Origin of the sequence: Vogesella fluminis, from assembly GCF_014652335.1 — a bacterium.
Lineage (GTDB): Bacteria > Pseudomonadota > Gammaproteobacteria > Burkholderiales > Chromobacteriaceae > Vogesella > Vogesella fluminis.
The window spans coordinates 1-16,341 of sequence record NZ_BMYP01000037.1 but is presented as its reverse complement, the minus strand read 5'-3'; the positions used below and the strand labels follow the sequence as shown (position 1 = coordinate 16,341).

At 54.4% G+C, this 16,341-nt stretch carries 14 protein-coding genes; 1 reads left to right on the top strand and 13 read right to left on the bottom strand.

What is annotated here, in order from left to right:
- Positions 1 to 132: 132 nt before the first annotated feature.
- The 12 genes from IE083_RS12840 to IE083_RS12785 all read right to left on the bottom strand — a co-directional run bounded on the left by IE083_RS12840 (position 133) and on the right by IE083_RS12785 (position 14,262).
- Entirely contained in the window at positions 133 to 1,065 is a 933-nt protein-coding gene (locus IE083_RS12840) for a Kiwa anti-phage protein KwaB-like domain-containing protein (protein ID WP_189354169.1), read from the bottom strand.
- Positions 1,062 to 1,649 (bottom strand): KwaA family protein, encoded by a 588-nt coding sequence (locus IE083_RS12835; protein ID WP_189354167.1) that lies wholly within the window; start codon positions 1,647 to 1,649, stop codon positions 1,062 to 1,064. Before IE083_RS12835 ends, IE083_RS12840 begins: the two co-directional genes overlap by 4 nt.
- Before the next feature lies 1 nt (position 1,650).
- Complete coding sequence (locus IE083_RS12830) at positions 1,651 to 2,661, bottom strand: hypothetical protein (RefSeq protein WP_189354163.1); 1,011 nt, start codon at positions 2,659 to 2,661, stop codon at positions 1,651 to 1,653.
- A gap of 37 nt (positions 2,662 to 2,698) precedes the next feature.
- Positions 2,699 to 5,659: a type I restriction endonuclease subunit R gene (locus IE083_RS12825; RefSeq protein WP_189354160.1), complete on the bottom strand. Its 2,961-nt coding sequence runs from the start codon at positions 5,657 to 5,659 to the stop codon at positions 2,699 to 2,701.
- A gap of 9 nt (positions 5,660 to 5,668) precedes the next feature.
- Positions 5,669 to 6,964: a restriction endonuclease subunit S gene (locus IE083_RS12820; RefSeq protein WP_189354197.1), complete on the bottom strand. Its 1,296-nt coding sequence runs from the start codon at positions 6,962 to 6,964 to the stop codon at positions 5,669 to 5,671.
- Positions 6,964 to 8,808: a DUF262 domain-containing protein gene (locus IE083_RS12815; protein ID WP_189354159.1), complete on the bottom strand. Its 1,845-nt coding sequence runs from the start codon at positions 8,806 to 8,808 to the stop codon at positions 6,964 to 6,966. Before IE083_RS12815 ends, IE083_RS12820 begins: the two co-directional genes overlap by 1 nt.
- On the bottom strand, positions 8,805 to 11,159 hold the full coding sequence (locus IE083_RS12810; protein WP_189354156.1) for a type I restriction-modification system subunit M: 2,355 nt from the start codon (positions 11,157 to 11,159) through the stop codon (positions 8,805 to 8,807). Before IE083_RS12810 ends, IE083_RS12815 begins: the two co-directional genes overlap by 4 nt.
- A gap of 70 nt (positions 11,160 to 11,229) precedes the next feature.
- Positions 11,230 to 11,415: a type II toxin-antitoxin system TacA family antitoxin gene (locus tag IE083_RS12805; protein WP_189354154.1), complete on the bottom strand. Its 186-nt coding sequence runs from the start codon at positions 11,413 to 11,415 to the stop codon at positions 11,230 to 11,232.
- Positions 11,416 to 11,625: 210 nt separating this feature from the next.
- A complete protein-coding gene (locus IE083_RS12800; protein WP_189354151.1) occupies positions 11,626 to 12,036 on the bottom strand; it encodes a hypothetical protein in 411 nt (136 codons plus the stop codon).
- A complete protein-coding gene (locus tag IE083_RS12795) occupies positions 12,020 to 12,775 on the bottom strand; it encodes a hypothetical protein (RefSeq protein WP_189354149.1) in 756 nt (251 codons plus the stop codon). The genes IE083_RS12800 and IE083_RS12795 overlap by 17 nt, the downstream gene beginning before the upstream one ends.
- Before the next feature lie 60 nt (positions 12,776 to 12,835).
- Positions 12,836 to 13,444, bottom strand: a complete 609-nt coding sequence (locus IE083_RS12790; protein ID WP_189354146.1) for a PM0109 family protein — start codon at positions 13,442 to 13,444, stop codon at positions 12,836 to 12,838.
- A 2-nt stretch (positions 13,445 to 13,446) separates the two neighbouring features.
- The gene (locus IE083_RS12785; RefSeq protein ID WP_189354144.1) at positions 13,447 to 14,262 is read right to left on the bottom strand and encodes a hypothetical protein; all 816 of its coding nucleotides are present in this window, start codon (positions 14,260 to 14,262) and stop codon (positions 13,447 to 13,449) included.
- Between the two features lie 117 nt (positions 14,263 to 14,379).
- Between IE083_RS12785 and IE083_RS12780 the strand changes: the two genes are divergently transcribed.
- Positions 14,380 to 14,865 carry a helix-turn-helix domain-containing protein gene (locus IE083_RS12780; protein WP_189354141.1) on the top strand — a complete coding sequence of 162 codons (486 nt, stop codon included), beginning with the start codon at positions 14,380 to 14,382 and terminating at the stop codon, positions 14,863 to 14,865.
- A gap of 55 nt (positions 14,866 to 14,920) precedes the next feature.
- On the opposite strand, the gene IE083_RS12775 is transcribed toward IE083_RS12780, so the two are convergent.
- Positions 14,921 to 16,120 (bottom strand): tyrosine-type recombinase/integrase, encoded by a 1,200-nt coding sequence (locus tag IE083_RS12775; RefSeq protein WP_189354138.1) that lies wholly within the window; start codon positions 16,118 to 16,120, stop codon positions 14,921 to 14,923.
- Positions 16,121 to 16,341 lie beyond the last annotated feature (221 nt).

Sequence of the window (16,341 nt, the reverse complement as noted above, 5' to 3'; positions counted from 1 at the left end):
GTGCTCGTACTACATAAGGGTTCAACTCCCGGGGGCCACCAGAATTGAAAAAGCCAGCCTCTTCCGGGGCTGGCTTTTTCATTTGTGTCGCCGAGTCGCCGATGTCGCCGTGCAAGCGGTGGCTGCCAAGGCTCACTGTCCAACAGGTGTTGCTGAAGGCACGTCGTACTGATTGTCTGAGAGTTCCGAGCGCAAACGGTGATCAAGCAGGACGTGCAAGATGTCCCGCATCTTTTCTGGGGTGGCAACGATCCTGCCTTGATCGTCAAACTGGATGCCCCAGCCCCGTAGGCCATTGATCTCACGGAGACGCGTCATGTAGTCGGGGTTGTTGTAGTAACCGCGAGCTTTGATCACTGCCATACGACGTAAGTGGGTAGCGTTTTTTCCGATGAAGGTATCAAACACAGCAAAGTCGGCAATAGCAGCCGAGAACCCCGCTTCTTGCTTCAGTGCAGTGTATGCCTCCTCGTAGGTGTCCTTGTGGTTTAGCAGTGACTCAAAGGCTGGTTTGTTTGTCATGAGAACGTGCTCGCCCACCACAAAGAAATCAAAACTACGAGCAATACTGAATGACGGGTTATCCATGATGTCCAAGCCCGCCTCGGTGAAGAAGATGTTCATCACACCCTTCTTCTTGCGGGTAGCCCAGTCTGCATTTGCCTTCTTGACGCAGTAAATCACCGATTCACCGTGGCGCAGGCGAAGCACATACCCAGCAGCATTGTTCAGTTGCTTTACGTTATTCACCAAGCACTCCTCCAATGGCTGGTCAATCAGCCCTTGGAGGCTCGGAAATAGCGTGTCTTCACGGGATACCGCAAGAAAACCGCCCTCACTGGTCTGGCTAAGTAAGCTGTACTCTTCGGCAAGCGTGTGGCTTGTTTGGTAATTCGTTGCCAATTCCTTGAGCTGATCCCTCAGCGCGTCCCCCATCACCACTGACACCGCAGTGAAAGGATTCATTTGCCCTGTTGCGGGACGCTTTTTGAAGATCCAAAGGGACGCAGTTGACTGCGCCACATCGAAGGCTCCGAAAGATTGCAGGTCTTGCGCTATCGTCATTTTTCTCCCCGATGCAAAACGTAAATTCCATGTACCAAGCAGGACTCAAGGTGATCGCCTGACTTGACCTGTTCCTTGGAAAGCGCCTTCACGCAGCGCTTATGCCCTTCGGTAACGATATTGAGTTCGTATAACTGCCAGCCAGCAACCAGCAGGAATGGATTCATCAAAATCTGGCCAGATCGGTAAGTAATGACGAACATCAGTACGATGAAAAGCAAAAATCCGAAGAACTTACCCTCTACCCCTAAATCGAGCCCCATGAAGGAAACGACGTAAGGGAAAACGTAGTTGATAAGATCATTAGGCACAGACTTCGAATCAACGACCTCTAGGTTCGAATAGCCCGAGAGGTTCCTCATTAATATCATGAAAATGACAAGGCTCACTGCACAAATCCCAAGCAGGCCGAGGGCCCTGCCGGGATTTGCAAGCTCGGGAAGATAGCAAGAAGAAACCTCTGCAATTTTGCACAGAGGGGCCTTCCACGATATCTCTTTGATGTCTTGTATCAACAGAATTAAGCTCAAGGGGAAGTAAGAAGCCAAGAATAAGATCAACGCGGGGAACAGTCGCATCTGCATATCAAAGCTCTTTCGCTCTTACAGCGGCTGTAAAAAGATCGATTTGCGCCTCTTTGAATTTCCTGTGAGCCCTGTATCGCCGCCCTTGAGTGGTTTCAAATTTCAGATCCCCATCTACCTTTTGGATAACGGTAGGAACCGAATAACCGGTAACAACCACCTCTCCAAATTCATCAAGCTTCCGTGACACTTGGAGTACGCATTCGATGCTGCTTCCATGTTGGAAACTGACTTCCTTGCGCAATACTGAGTTTTTGAACTCAGCATCAGTCATCACAAAATTGATTGGCTTGCCTTGATATACGCCCTTCCAGTGATAATTCCCTCCTTTAAGTACAGGTGAGATAATTTCAACCATTGCACCCTCGATGGACTCGACCAGAAGATCATTGGTCAGCAAAATGTGTTTTTTGAAATCGGCGCGAGGAACAAAACGTTCATTCGATACGGGTGTGTTATCCTGACCCAACTGGGAGAAGGCTATACCGGTGACCTTCGGATATTGATCTAAAAGCCTATAGAAGTTTGATTTTCTTGCGTGAATTTTTAGATTTTGCGCCGCTGCTTTGGCCCCCAACTCGATAGTTTCTGGTGCAACTTCCCCTGATGTCATCTCTTTCTTAAGTTTCTGGATAGCCAAGCGCTTCTCTTCAATCGAGAGCCTTTTTTCTTCGATGGAAAGCTCAGCCAATTCCTTTTCTCGCTGATCTTTTTCTACGTCAGACAGGGGGATTCTAGAAAGCACAATACTTGCTATCGTTAAAACCAGCGTAAAGATAGCAAGAATTGTCTGAATCTGAACTCCATTTTCACCAAGAAACTTCCAAATTTCTTTTAGGCCACCCTCACGATATGCAAGCGTTTCAACGGGAAGGTCAATATCAAATGTGGCACATACCTCTTTGAATATTGCCAACAGCTCGGCTTCACACTTGTTGCGAACGAGAGCATTCATTGAATGCTCGTCATTTGCGAGGTAATAGTGAATCTCCAGCTTATTGGCTATTTCCATTTTTGTGCTCTCCCCTTATTGAGTAATTTTCCCGCCTTTATGCGCCAGCCAAAAGAGTTTCGCTCGCCGCTGAAGCCAACAACCTCGACACACTCGCATCAAAAGCTCGCTTGAAATCTGGGTCAGACGCATACCGTTTGTAGAGATCCAGTTCCCGCCGCCGCTCGACGCTGATCGCCTGTTGGATCAGGCGCTCCAGCGCTAGCTGACGGTTCTGGCTATCGGGGTTGTCTTCGACCTGCGCCTTGTAGTCGGCGTGGTTCATCACATGCTTGGCGATGTTGATGAACTTCACCCGCTGCTCTTCCGGTGTGGCTTCCCAACCTGCGAAGTGGCGCTCATTGAACGCACGCACAATCTCATCGAGTGGGTCTTTGTCGCCGTCGCCGAAGTGCCCGCCACGGACGTTCGGGTTCTGGGGTTCCAGTTCGGTTTCTGAAGCATCCAGGCCAATCTTCGTCTCAAGGCGTGACCTTTCCAACCCGTAGGTGGAAAGGTCAACGCTGTTCAGCAACTCGTCCAGCTTGTCCTGATCCGGGTCCTTCACCTTTAGCTTGGGGATCAGGAACTTCAGGAACCAGTGCAGCATTTCCCAGTTCACGTTGTTGAACGGGATGATGGCAGCCACCTGGGCGTAAATCTTCACGAACTGCTTGGCCTTGATCTTGAAGTCGATGCGCTGCTCGTCGTCGAGATCGGCGTCGAAGCGGGCCACCACGGCATCGATGATCGGGTGCAGTTCCTCAGCCTCGGCGCTGGCGAAAAACTTCTCGTTGAACGTCGTCACCTCCGACCAGTCGTAAATGCCGAAGTTATCCAGCACATCCTTAAGGTCGTGCAGCACGTTGACGTCGGTGGGTTCGCTCAAGGTCGTGGCCGTGTAGAACGGATCGAATGCGGCCTTGATATCGTCCACTGTGTTGTAGAAGTCGAGCACAAAGGTGTCGGTTTTGCCCAGCTTCCAGTTGCAGCGGTTCAGGCGTGACAGCGCCTGCACCGCAAGTACCCCTTGCAGCTTCTTGTCCACGTACATGGTGTGTAGCATGGGCTCATCAAAGCCAGTCAGGTACTTGTTGGCAACGACCAGAATCTTGAAATCATCTTTCTCGAATTCCTCGGGCAGGTCACGGGCTGCAATGCCGTTGATTCCGTCCTCGGTGTACTTGATGCCATCGACGGTTTTCTCGCCCGAGAAGGCCACCAGTGCCTTGAAGGGCGCGTTGGCCTCCTGAAGGGCGGTACGGATGGCAAAGAAGTAGCGGATCGCGCATTCGATGTTGCGCGTGACGACCATCGCCTTGGCCTTGCCCTTGAGCTTCTTGGCCTGCCAGACATTGCTCATGAAGTGATCGACCATGATCCTGGCCTTCACCTCGATGGTCCGGGGGCTGGCCTCCACGAAGGCCTTGAGCTTCTTCTGGGCCTTGGCCGTGTCGAAAAGCGGGTTCTCTTCGACCGACTTCTGGACCTCGTAGTAGCTCTTGTAGGTCGTGTACTTCTCCAGCACGTCGAGGATGAATTTCTCCTCGATGGCCTGCTTCATGGAGTACAGGTGGAAGGGGTAGAACTTCCCGTCCGGGCCTTGCCGCCCGAACTTCTCCAGCGTGGCCGGTTTCGGGGTGGCGGTGAAGGCGAAGTAGCTGGCGTTCTTGCTCATCTTGCGGCCCTTCATGGCCGCAAGAATCTTGTCCTGGAGGTCTTCCGGTACTTCCTCGTCCTCCGCCCCCAGAGTCATATTGAGCTTGTCGGAAGCACTTCCGGATTGCGACGAATGGGCTTCATCGATGATGACTGCGAAGTTACGGTCTGTCAGATCGTCGAGGCCATCCACGATGAACGGGAATTTTTGCACCGTGGTGATGATGATCTTCTTGCCCAACTCCAGATGCGCCTTCAGTTCGGCAGCACTTTCGGCATGGGCAACGATGTTCTTCGTCTCGGAGAAGAGCTTGATGTTGTCCTTGAGCTGGGTATCCAGCACCCGGCGATCGGTCACGACCACTACGGAATTGAACACATTGGCGGTGCCGGCCGTGTCGTACAGTTCCACCAATTGATAGGCCAGCCAGGTGATTGAATTGGACTTGCCCGAGCCTGCCGAATGCTGGATCAGGTAGGTCTGGCCGACGCCATGTTGTTTGGCGTCAGTCAGGATGCCGCGCACCACGTCCAACTGGTGGTAGCGGGGGAAGAACAGCGCCTTGCGCTCCTTGCCCGTCTTCTTGTCCTTCTCAACGGTGAACTTGGCGAATTGCTCGATGATGTTGGTCAGGCTATGGCGCGGGAGAATGTCGTCCCACAGGTAGGCGGTTTTGTGGCCTTTCGGGTTGACCGGGTTGCCCTTGCCGAAGTTGAAGCCCTTGTTGAACGGCAGGAAGTTGCTGTCATTTCCGGCCAGTTGGGCACACATGTAGGCCTCGTCCGGGTCCACCGCAAAGTGGACCAGACAGCGGCCAAATTCAAACAGCGGCTCACGCGGGTCGCGGTCGGTGCGGTACTGCTTGATGGCGTTGTGGACGTTCTGGCCGGTCCAGGGGTTTTTCAGCTCCAGTGTGGAAATCGCCAAGCCATTGACGAAGAGCACCATGTCTATCGACTTGAAGGTATCGGACTCGCTGTAATGCACCTGCCGGGTGACGCTGAAGATGTTGGCCGCAAAGTTGGCGACGACTTCCGGGTTCAGGTCGTTGTAGGGTAGCCGGTAGAGCAGATCGAAGTGGGCATCGTCGATGTCCAGCCCCTTCTTCAGAACAGCCAGCACGCTGTCCTTCTTGATCTTCTTGTTCAGGCGTTCCAGCAGCAGGCGCTGCCAGTTCGGACGATCCTTCAGCTTCGCCAGTTCCTTGGGCTGCGTGGCTTCGAGGAATTGCCAGAAGAGTTTGCCGTCAATCGCAAACTCTCTGTCGAAGTCAGCCGGATTGCCAATGCAGTAGCCGTCCTTGGCGAGGGCGTTTTCGATATGCGTTTCGAGTGCTGCTTCGTTGGTTTGGCTGACCATGTTTCTCCCTTAAACCCTGAGCTGCCCGCTAACAGTCGATGCTATGACAACCGCCTTGAGCTGCCGTAGCGATCTTATTGCTCTTAGCTCTTGCTGGACTACCAAATCGGTTCGCCGCTCCTCCTCTTCCAAGTAGTCAACGATCTCCTGTTGCTCCTTGGTGGTGGGTGGGAATGCAAGCGGGATGTCAAATACCTGACCTACTCTGAGATGCGTAACGGTACTGCCCGAACCTTGGCAAGTTACATACTGATCGAAGGCATCCGATTGAAGAAAATACAAAAGAAACTTCCCGAGCACCTGCTGCTCATCGGGAACAATCCCCATCGTTCTTTGCCCGAGACAACCTACGAACCCGGCAGGAAGAAGAGCCACTTCACCTGCGGGAGCCTCACGGGTAATAACCAGCTCCCCTGCTTTAGGTAGCCCCTTCTGTGTCCACTCGGAAAAGCCCTTGGCATCCGTGTATAAGGCGCCCTCCATAACAAGGCGTCCTTTTTTTACATTTGTGGTTCTGACAACAAAGAATTCACCATCAGGAAAGTAGTCTGGCGTCCTGTTCTTGCAGTCGTATATTCGTTTCGTGGCATGTTTAAGACGTCGCGCCTCCCAATGAGCGGGAATCGAGCCAATTGCCAATGAGCCACTGCTCTTGAGCATCACATCAAGGCGCAAACCCTTTGTGACCGCCTTGGAAATTTGAGTCTTTCGCTTTTCTTGGAGGAGCTCGATTAGCCGCTCTTTTTTCGCAATCGCGGCATCGATCTCGGCAGTTTTTTGGTCGAGGAAGGTAACGATGCGGTCTTGCTCGTCCTTGTCCGGGATGGGTAAAGGCAGTTCACGGAACTCGGCAAAACGGAAATCGGTTGAGCGCTCCCGAATGCCTTTCGACAGCGACTCGATATACCCAGAGTGCGCCATGTAACGCAGTAGATAGGCGTAGTAGTAGCTGTTGACCGGATATTCACCGCGAGGCACGCAAGCGGCATACACAGGAGTCGATTTACCGTCTGAATCGGAAACGCCAATCGCACCGGCAAAGGCGTCCATCGCATGAATCACCAAGTCACCCTTGCGGATACCTTGGTAGCCATGTTCTTGAATCGCATTGGTGAAGCCTTCGGTTCTGCGGTTGGTGCGCAGCGTCACTTGACCATCCCGAAAAGCCGTCACCACATCGTCTTCGGGCCTTACGGGACGTTCCATCCTGTTGAACAGCCACTTGGCGCGTTGAGTGCCCCAGTGGCTCGGGATCTTCTCTACCCATTGAATGCCGCTTGGCTTGTAGCTCTCGTAGCGCTGCATCACGCTACCTCCTTCAAGCGACCCGCCGACCACAGGCGTTCCGCGATGCTTTTGTAGAGGCTGAATCGTTCATCGAAGTTAGCCTTCTTGAACTCGGTGAAGGCCTTGAACGGCAGGCCGGTTTCCGCCTTCAGCTTGAGGAAGCCGGGGTTGTGGATGTAGCACATAGGGTGCAGCGAACGGGCCAGCAGGTTTTCGCTCTGGTAGTGCTCCAGTTTGTCGCTGTAAGCCTTATCGTTCAGGCTGGCATTGATCTTCTTCGGCAGCAGCACCAATCCGCCTACTTGGTTGCGGTGCGAAGAAAATTCCTGCCCATGGGCGAACTCATCGGTATGGCGCTCGAAGTGGTTGGCCCACAGGTGTTCGATCTCGTAGGCGTTCTTGCCGGAACGAACGATGTATTCCAGATACCGCCCCGGCTGTCCGCTTTGCTCTTCCAGCCAGTGCGTGAAACGGGCCAGTTGGCGATGCAGGCTCTTGGCGTTCCAGTTGTTCAGGTAGGGCTGGTCGTCGAGCGTCAGCTCCTTTTGATCGTTGGTCAGCCGGGTGATTAACTTATCGCGCAGCGCATCCAGCGACAAGTTGCGCAGTTCCTTGGTCAGCAGGAAAGTGGCGTATTGCAGCGTGGAATAGTCGATCGACTTGAAATTCCACAGGCGACGATTCAGCCAGCAGTCGAGGTAATCCGCAGTCAGCTTGAGCTTGGCCTTGACCGTAGCCTCGTCATCGGTCGGCAGCAGCGGGGCCAGCAGAACCTGAAATTGCTGGGTGAAGCCGTGGTCTGCGTTGAAGCGGACAGACTCCAGGCCCGGCTTCAGGGACTCGGAGGCATCCAGCAGCTCCAGATAGACGCGGGCAAAGAAGCGCAAATCTTGGCGCACCCAGCGGTTGAAATCGTCGCTTGTGTTCAGGCCTATCAAGTCGTCCTTTGCTCGGACCCAGCGGTGATACTCGGTGCCGATCAGGTCGAAGTCTTCCGGCTTTGCGCCTTTCTTCCGTTCGCGGATGTCTTGCGCGTACTTGGCGCGCAGCCAGGCCTTGAAGAAATCAGCTTCGCTCTCCTTGGTGTCGCGCTCGCTGTCTCGCTTGGCGAAGGTCAGCAGCCATTGCTTGATTTCCTTGTTGGCCTCGGCCCGCTTGGCTGTATCGGTGATGCTCGCCAGCAAGTAGCCCTTGAGCATGTCGGTATTCGAAAGCGACAGCCCACGGTCGTTCATGGTCTCGAAGATCGTGTAGGCGTCGGCATCCGCGTAGGCCGTGATCTCGACCAGTTGGGTCTTGTTGCGTAGCCAATCTACGAAGTACGGCAGCGCCTTGTCGTTCGCAATCTCGGCAGGGAAGGCTTCTACGATGTCGTTGTAGCGCCCGATCAGGTTCTGGATCGATTCGACCTGATCCACCGCATCGTACGGGGTGCCATCGAACAGTGCATTCATGCACTCGTTGCGCTCGGGGATATCCAGGTTGAAAGACTTTTCCCCGTACTCCTCGGAGAAGATCATCTTCTCGATGGAAACTGCGTCGGGGCGGTCTTTCTGGATGTTGTGCAGGTAGATCAGCAGCAGCGTCAGGCTGGTCAGCCGTTGCTGACCATCCACGATCTGCTTCTTCTCATCCGGCTGGCTGATGACGATAGAGCCCAGGAAGTAATGCCCGTATGAGGCCACGTCCTTGCGCTCGTGCTGTGGTTGGTACTCTTCCAGGAAAGCCGTGGTGAGGTCAGATACCAGTTCAACGATCTGCTTGGTCTGCCACTTGTATTCGCGCTGGTAGTAGTCGATGCCGTACTTGGTGTCGCTCAGCAACTCGCGCACGCTGCGCGTCTTGGCCTGAATTTCCTTCATTGCTTGGCCCCCGACACAAAGCTCACCAGTTGTTTAAGCAGACCATCGGTCTCCGCCTCCAGCGCCAGAATTTCCGCCGTGACTTCCTCCAGGCTACGCAGTGGCTTGTGCTGGTAGAAATACTTGTTGAAGCTGATCTCGTAGCCGATCACGGTCTTGTCGATAGCGATCCAGGCCTCGTCCACATGCGGGCGCACTTCACGGATGAAGTAGTCGTGGATCACCCTGGATGCGGACAGGCTGGTATCGAGCGCCAGCGGTACGTTCTCGGTGTCGCGCAGCTCGCTGTCCGGCTCGTACTCGATGTACTCGCCGGTCGGTGTCGCCATGTAGCCATAGTCGCCAAGCTTGTCGCGGGTGGTGCCCAGTTGGTTTAGCAAGTCATTCAGCTTGGCAGCATTGAGCTTGTGGACCTTCTTGATAACCTTCTCGGCCCGTTCGTCACGCCAGCTGACGGCGTTGAGGATTTGCTTGCGTGCAGGTGCGGCCAGCTTCAAGCCCAGCTCTTTGAGGGCGTCATCGACGACGCCCTCAAAGTAGTTGAAGTCAAGGAATTCGCCGCCACCGATTTTCTCGGCCAGTTGCTGTGCGGCCTGCATGATGTCGCGTTGCTCGCACCATCTGGCTTCGGACAGCAGTTCCTTGCGGTTCTTGGGTGAAAGAGCGATTTCTTCGCGCTCAAGGTGGGCTTCGATGGCTTCGGCATACGCCTTCAGGCCGGTGTAAACCTCGTCGCCATACTTGCCGTACACCCACGCCATGATGTCCTGCATGCCCGGCGTGAAACGCAGGGTAGCGATGCGCTCGGGGCTGAACTGCGCAGCCAGTCGCAGGGGGCACTCGACCGTGACCTTGTAGTAGCCAAAATCACGGTTGTTAAAGACTTTGGAAATGCCGTCATTCGGCATTTCCAAGTACAACTGGGTGATCTGGTGGATGTGCTCGTCGGTGAATTCGCAGTTCTTCTCACCGAGGTTCTTGCGCAGCTTCTGGTACAGATTGCTGGCATCGATCAGCTGCACCTTGCCTTTGCGCTTGTCGGCCTTGTGGTTGGACAGGACCCAGACGTAGGTGGTGATGCCGGTGTTGTAGAACAGGTTGTTCGGCAACTGGATGATGGCTTCGAGGTAGTCATTCTCGATGATGTGGCGACGGATGTTGCTCTCGCCACTGCCTGCATCGCCAGTGAACAAGGCCGAACCATTGTGGACGGAAGCGATGCGAGAGCCCATCGGGCTGTCGCTGCGTCGCTTCATCTTGCCCACCATCTCCATCATGAAAAGGAGCTGGCCGTCCGACGAGCGCGGAATGGCCGGGTAGAAGTCGAAGTCTTCCTCGGTGTAGTCGGACAGATTGACCTGGAAGCGATGGTCGATCACATCCTTGCCTTCAACGATGCTCTTCTGGTCGCTCTTCCAGCTCTTGCCGTAAGGCGGGTTCGTCAGCATGAAGTCAAAGCGCGTGCCCGAGAAATCGTCGGTCGCCAGCGTCGAGCCAAACTTGATGTTTTCCGGGTCGTTACCCTTGATCATCATGTCGGACTTGCAGATGGCATAGGTTTCCGGGTTCACTTCCTTGCCGTAGAGGAATACGCCCACCCTCGCTTTGATCTCGCCCTCGGAATCGGTGATGAAGTCCTGCGACTCGGTCAGCATGCCGCCGCTGCCGCAGGCCGGGTCGTAGATGGTCAGCGGGTTGGGCAGTTGATCCTTGACCGGAATGAAGACCAGATTGGTCATGAGCTTGATCACTTCACGGGGCGTGAAGTGCTCACCGGCCTCTTCGTTGTTTTCTTCGTTGAACTTGCGGATCAGTTCCTCAAAGACGTAACCCATGCCCAAGTTGGACAGCCCCGGCTGGGTGCGCCCATCCGGGCCTTTGCGGTCGTTGGGGCTGAGGTTGATTTCGTCGGAGACGAACTTCTCGATCACGTCGTGCAGCACGTCCGACTGTGCCATTTTGCGAATCTGGTTGCGCAGGTCGAACTTGTCTACGATCTCCTTTACGTTGTCCGAGAAGCCATCAAGGTAGTTTTTCAGGTTGGCTTCCAGCTGCGACGGGTTGCCAAGTAGTGACTTCAACGTGAAGCGGGAGGTGTTGTAGAACACGTAACCCGATGCATCGCGCAGGCCATGCGGATCGAGATCGGCCATTTCCGCGTCTTCACGCTGGAAGCGGACCTCTTCCAGCACTGCTTCCTTCGTCGGCTCCAGCAGGCAGTCCAAGCGACGCAGAACGAACATCGGCAAGATGACATCGCGGTACTTGCCGCGCACAAACACATCCCTGAGGCAGTCGTCAGCGATTGACCAGATGAAGCTGACGATCTTGTTATGTACTGAATGATCCATTCTTTTCTATTCTTCTCTGGGCCTCAGCCCGTATCGGTTCCCAAAGCCCGCTGACAACGGGCTGTGCAGTTCATTTCTTTGATGGCTTTTCCTGGGCGGCATCGGTCTTCAGGCCGTGCTGTTGCGCGTAGTTCAGAATCAGCACTTCCATCATCGACGCGATGGAACGGTGTTCTTTTTCAGCAGCGATGCGCAGTAGCTGCTTGATGTCTGCCGACGTGCGGATAGACAGGGTTTCGTCCTTTGTAGGTTTCATGACGAAGTCCTAGATTAATTGTCCGCAAATGTACTGCGTTTCACAATGTTTGAATAGCCCAAAAGCCTCTGCACACGATTACGGGGCAAAGGCAAGTTCGGGCGATGAACAAGCACATAGCAGATTGCTCAGTAGGACAAAAGAAAACGGCAAGAAGCAGGTGATCAAAACTGGTTTGGAGATGAGTACCCTGCGGATAAACGATTACATCTAAGCTTCTGGCCGGGTGAAATGCGCCTTGGCGAGCAACCGCAATTCGCCATGTGGGCCAAGGCGTACCTCTGAGCAGGCTCCCAGCCAGTTTGCCAATCTCTCTGGCAACCAGAGCCTCTGACCATGTGCCACACAAATCGCAGCGTGCCCCAGTGCCACATGCTGAAACCGCTCCAGCATCGAAGGTTCCATCCGCTGCTCGCACAAGGACTGCATATAGCGTTCAACAGTCTCTTGCTCCTGCCCAGTGGGTACCAGCACAAGAAAACGCTCGGCTAGCACGATGGGCATGGCCGTGCAGCTTGGCCGCAAGTCATCCGGCAATGTGTCGGGTAGCACTATCTCCGTATAGGGTTCAAGTGCTTGCAGCTCTGCCAGCTCCACCATCACATCAGTCTTCGAGTTCATCCTCCACCTCATCCAGCGGCCACAGGTCTTCTGCAGCCAACGTCCACGGGCGTTTGCCCCGTCCTGCCGACTGTACTGTCACTGAGATCGTTTCTTCCAGCGCCCGCCTCGCCATGTTGTCGCCGTGGTCAGTTGCGATCTCGGCCAGCGGGTCAAACAGCTTCAGTGCCTCGGCAAAACGCGCCACCAACCCTTCATCAGAGTCCTGATAGGCTCGGTCACCCCTGACCATCGCTGCCATCAACGCTAGGTCGATTTGCGTACTGGGCAGCCAGTCCACGGCATGCCGATAGCCAACGGCCCAGCGCAGGCTGGTGCCCATCAACAGCGCATGAAAGTCAGGCTCATGTTGGCCCAGCTCGCAGCTGCCAAGAATGCAGCCTTCCAGGCCGTGGAGGCCGCTAATAGCGCGTTTGATCTGGTCGGCCATCATCTTGATCTCCACCATGGCGGTATCCAGCCGGATACCCGAGCCATACTTGTCGCTACCCAGCTTGCGACCGGAGCCATGGGCAGCAACATACAGATAGAAGCGACCATTGCGGTGACGTTCGGCAGCCTCAGCCAGATGCGCCAGCCCTTGCCGGAAGCCATCCAGGCCAAAGAAACTGGTACTGTAAAGCCGGCAATCGGTTAAGCGGGCCAGCCCCTCAAAGAATGGAATGACCGATGCCTGCGACGGGTTGTTCTCGATACCCCACCATGGCTGCTCCAACACCAGAATGACTTTGACCGCCATCACCGCTCCAGAATGACAAACGCCCGACAGGAAGCCTGCCGGGCGGTATGGGTCACGAGATTAAATCGCTTGGTCCAACTTCTCAGAAGCACGCTGCCTCAGCGCAGCGATGGCGACACGTACGGAAGCCTCATCCACCAGATCGGCCAAGCTCAGTGCCTCACCGTAGGCGCGGTAGCCTGGGTTATCGTCACACACGGCCACCTCGCCAAGCGGCGGGTAATCCGTGTTCGACCACACCTGGTAGTACCAATTGTGGCTTTCCTCTTTGGGCTCCACGCACTGGAAGAAGTAGATCCGCAGCTCGCTGCTACTGTCTTCCGCGGCCTGCTCGCTTTCCTCGTCGGCACCATTGCCGGTATCGCTGCGCACCCAGACATCGATCAACAAATCGCCTTTGCGGTGGAAATGCGCTGGATCTTCTTGGCCGTGATCACGAAGCCAGAGGAAGGAAACGTCATTGAACGGCAGCAGACGTTGGCCACCATCGTCGCTACGCTCCAGACGATCCAGGCTGCGCGGCATCTTGTTGCGGTAGTGCTGATGGTAGTGAGTAGCACCCAGCTCCTCACGGATAAAGCCAAGCAGCTCCAGCACCCGCTGCTGATAGTCAGCCAGCAGGCGGTAGGCTTTGCGAACATCCAGCAGTGCGTTATCGATAGTGGTCATGGTCAGAAACTCCAGCTCTGGATCAGGAAAGCGCCGCTAGCAATACCGGGCGCGGCTAAAGTAGAAAGTGGGGTCGGAGAGATGCGTGGTGCAGCGGCCTGGCTTTCCGGCTCGATGTGCAGGCCATTGATGGGGTAGCTCTCGGAGTCGATGCCAACCGGCGCCAGCTGCGCCAACCAACGGTGGGCCTGCGTGCGTAGACCGTGCCATTCATAGGTGGCCGCGATATCGCTTAGCAGACGCTGCAGCCCAGGCTGCCAATCGGTCTCGGCGTCGGCAATAACTGCCTGCAGTGCCAGGTACACTTGGTGCCAGCTACGGCAAACCAACTCGTACTCGACCGAGAAATCGCCTAGTTCAGCGTCAATCTGCTCACACAGAGCTTGGGAAGTGGCCTCGCCGTAGTCTTGCAAGCCGCCAACAGTCAGCAGTACCGGGCGCTGTATCTCGCCGCCTTGCATACCCGCCACCAGTTCACGGGCCAACTGCTGGGCATATTGTTGCAGGCCATCGTCGTAGCGCTTGGCCTCTACCAACAGAGTCCGCTCGCTGCCATAGAGCACCACATCAGGTTCAACGCGCTGCCCCGATAGTGACCATGATGGCCAAAACTGCAGGTCATCGATGGCACCCACCGGCTCATTCAGGCTGAGGAGCACCTCAAGGAACCCTGCCAACAGCGAATCCGGCAGGTAAGCCAGCCGTTCAAACACCGTTGCAGTCAGAACGTCCTCAGCGCCGTCCTGGGCACCAAGCGTCAACTGCTTGCCGGCAAAACCTGTGCCTCGCCGCTTTCCATTCAACACCGCTGCCAGCATGAATCTCTCCCGTGCAAAACCAAGGACAACATAAAGTGATGACAAAAATCAACAGATCATATTCTGTCGATTTACGCATGACAAAGCAACCATAAATGCCTACTTGAGGCATCACATATGGCTGATCAAAACAAGGCCGAACCACTTGCCAAGCGTCTATCCAAAAATCTGGCAGATCGCCGTAAAAAGCTAGGTCTGACACAAGACAAGGTAGCTGGCCGAGTGGGGTTGGATACAGAGTCGATTTCCCGCTTTGAGCGCGGCAAAACGCTACCGTCACTGGCAACGTTGGAACGATTGGCGGCCGGCCTGGAAACGACCGTAGCCGATCTGCTTTCGGAATACCCGGGAAGTGCCTATGCACCGGCGGAACGGATTGGTGGACTGCTTGCCCAGATGGAGCCTGGACTGCAAGAAGAGGTGGTGGCGGTAATTGAACACATGTGCCGTGTTATGCAGCGCGGACAGGCCGTGTGTACGATATCCGCAATAGCAGAACCAGTACTAGCAGACAAAGGCATTGCACCAGTGACAGCAGGCCAAGGGGGCAATGCCCAGACAGCAGGGGCTCAAGATGCTGAACCATTCAGCACGCCTGACTAAAACATATGCTGAATAAAAAAAGCCCTCATTTCTTGCAAGAAATGGGGGCTTTTTATCAAAGAACATTAAGAAAACAAAAATCAGCCCATTTATTCATCATCGGACGGCGTTGCTCCAACAAATCACTTCGATGGTATGCGGCTTCTGTCTGATTATTGATTGTGTGGGCTAGTGCTCGCTCAGCTAAATCCCGAGGATAACCATTTTCACTGGCCCAATCTCGGAATGAAGAGCGGAAACCATGTGCCGTTGCAACCCTTCCCGGAACATCGCTATTTGCTTTCACTCTACGTAGATATGATGTCAGTACCATATCTGAAAGCAGCCCACCCATTGGTGCTGGGAAAACCAATTCTGGATGCCTAGCATGCTGCTTTTGATAGCGGAGAATAGATAGTGCTTGTTCTGATAGCGGCACCCGATGCGGCAACTTGGCTTTCATACGATCCGCCGGAATAATCCACACCTTTTCTTCCAAATCAATCTCGGCCCAGGTGGCACCTCTAGCTTCCCCTGATCGACAAGCAGTCAAAATAAGGAATGCAAGCAAAGGCCTAGTGACACCAAATCCACTCCAGCCACTAATATTCTCAGCGATGAATTGTGGAATTTCTCGCCACGGCATGGCAGGCTGGTGCTTGACCCGCGTTCGTTTTTCTTCCTGTTTAGGTAAAAGGTGCTCAACAACGTCAACAGGATTGGAAGCAACATAACCATGAGCCCAAGCCCATGCCATAACAGAATGCATGCGCTGCTTCACTCTTGTTGCAGTTTCTGCCTTATCTATCCATATCGGTTTCAAAACCTGGGCAATTTGGGCAGGGGTGATTTCGGCTATTGGCATTTCACCCAGCACATCAAATGCATAGACAGTTAATGTATTAATCCACTGATCGCCATGCTTCTTATTTTTCCAGCCCGGGAGAAGATCAGCATGTAAAATTTTGGCAGCTTTTTCAAAGGTCATCAGCTCATCAGGCTCTTTGTCCTTTTCTTCTAACGGATCGAGCCCTTTAGCGATCTGCTCACGGCAGCTTTGGGCATGCTTCGCAGCATCCGCAATGCTAACCGCTGGGTAGCCTCCCAGGCCCATGGTTCGGCGCTTGCCCGTTACCGGACTGACATAGCGAAGCTTCCACTTGCCATGTCCCTTCTTAGAGAGCGGCTCCAAGAAGAGCCCGGGTACACCCCCATGCGGCAATGCAGGGCTTTCGGGCTTCAAGCTGCGTGCTTTTGTATCTGACAAAACTGCCATTGCAATCTCACTAGGGTAGCCATCAGGGTAGCCATTTGCGTTTGACTACATCTGATCAAAGAAAACCAAGAACAACCACTCAACCTAGTAAAATCATACAGTTACAGGACAAAAACAACCACTATTGGACGATAATGATCAAAATATTGGCGGTCTCCCTCTGATAGAGTCCACGGAAGTGGTGTAAATGCAGACAGATGGTAGGAGGCCATCGACGAACT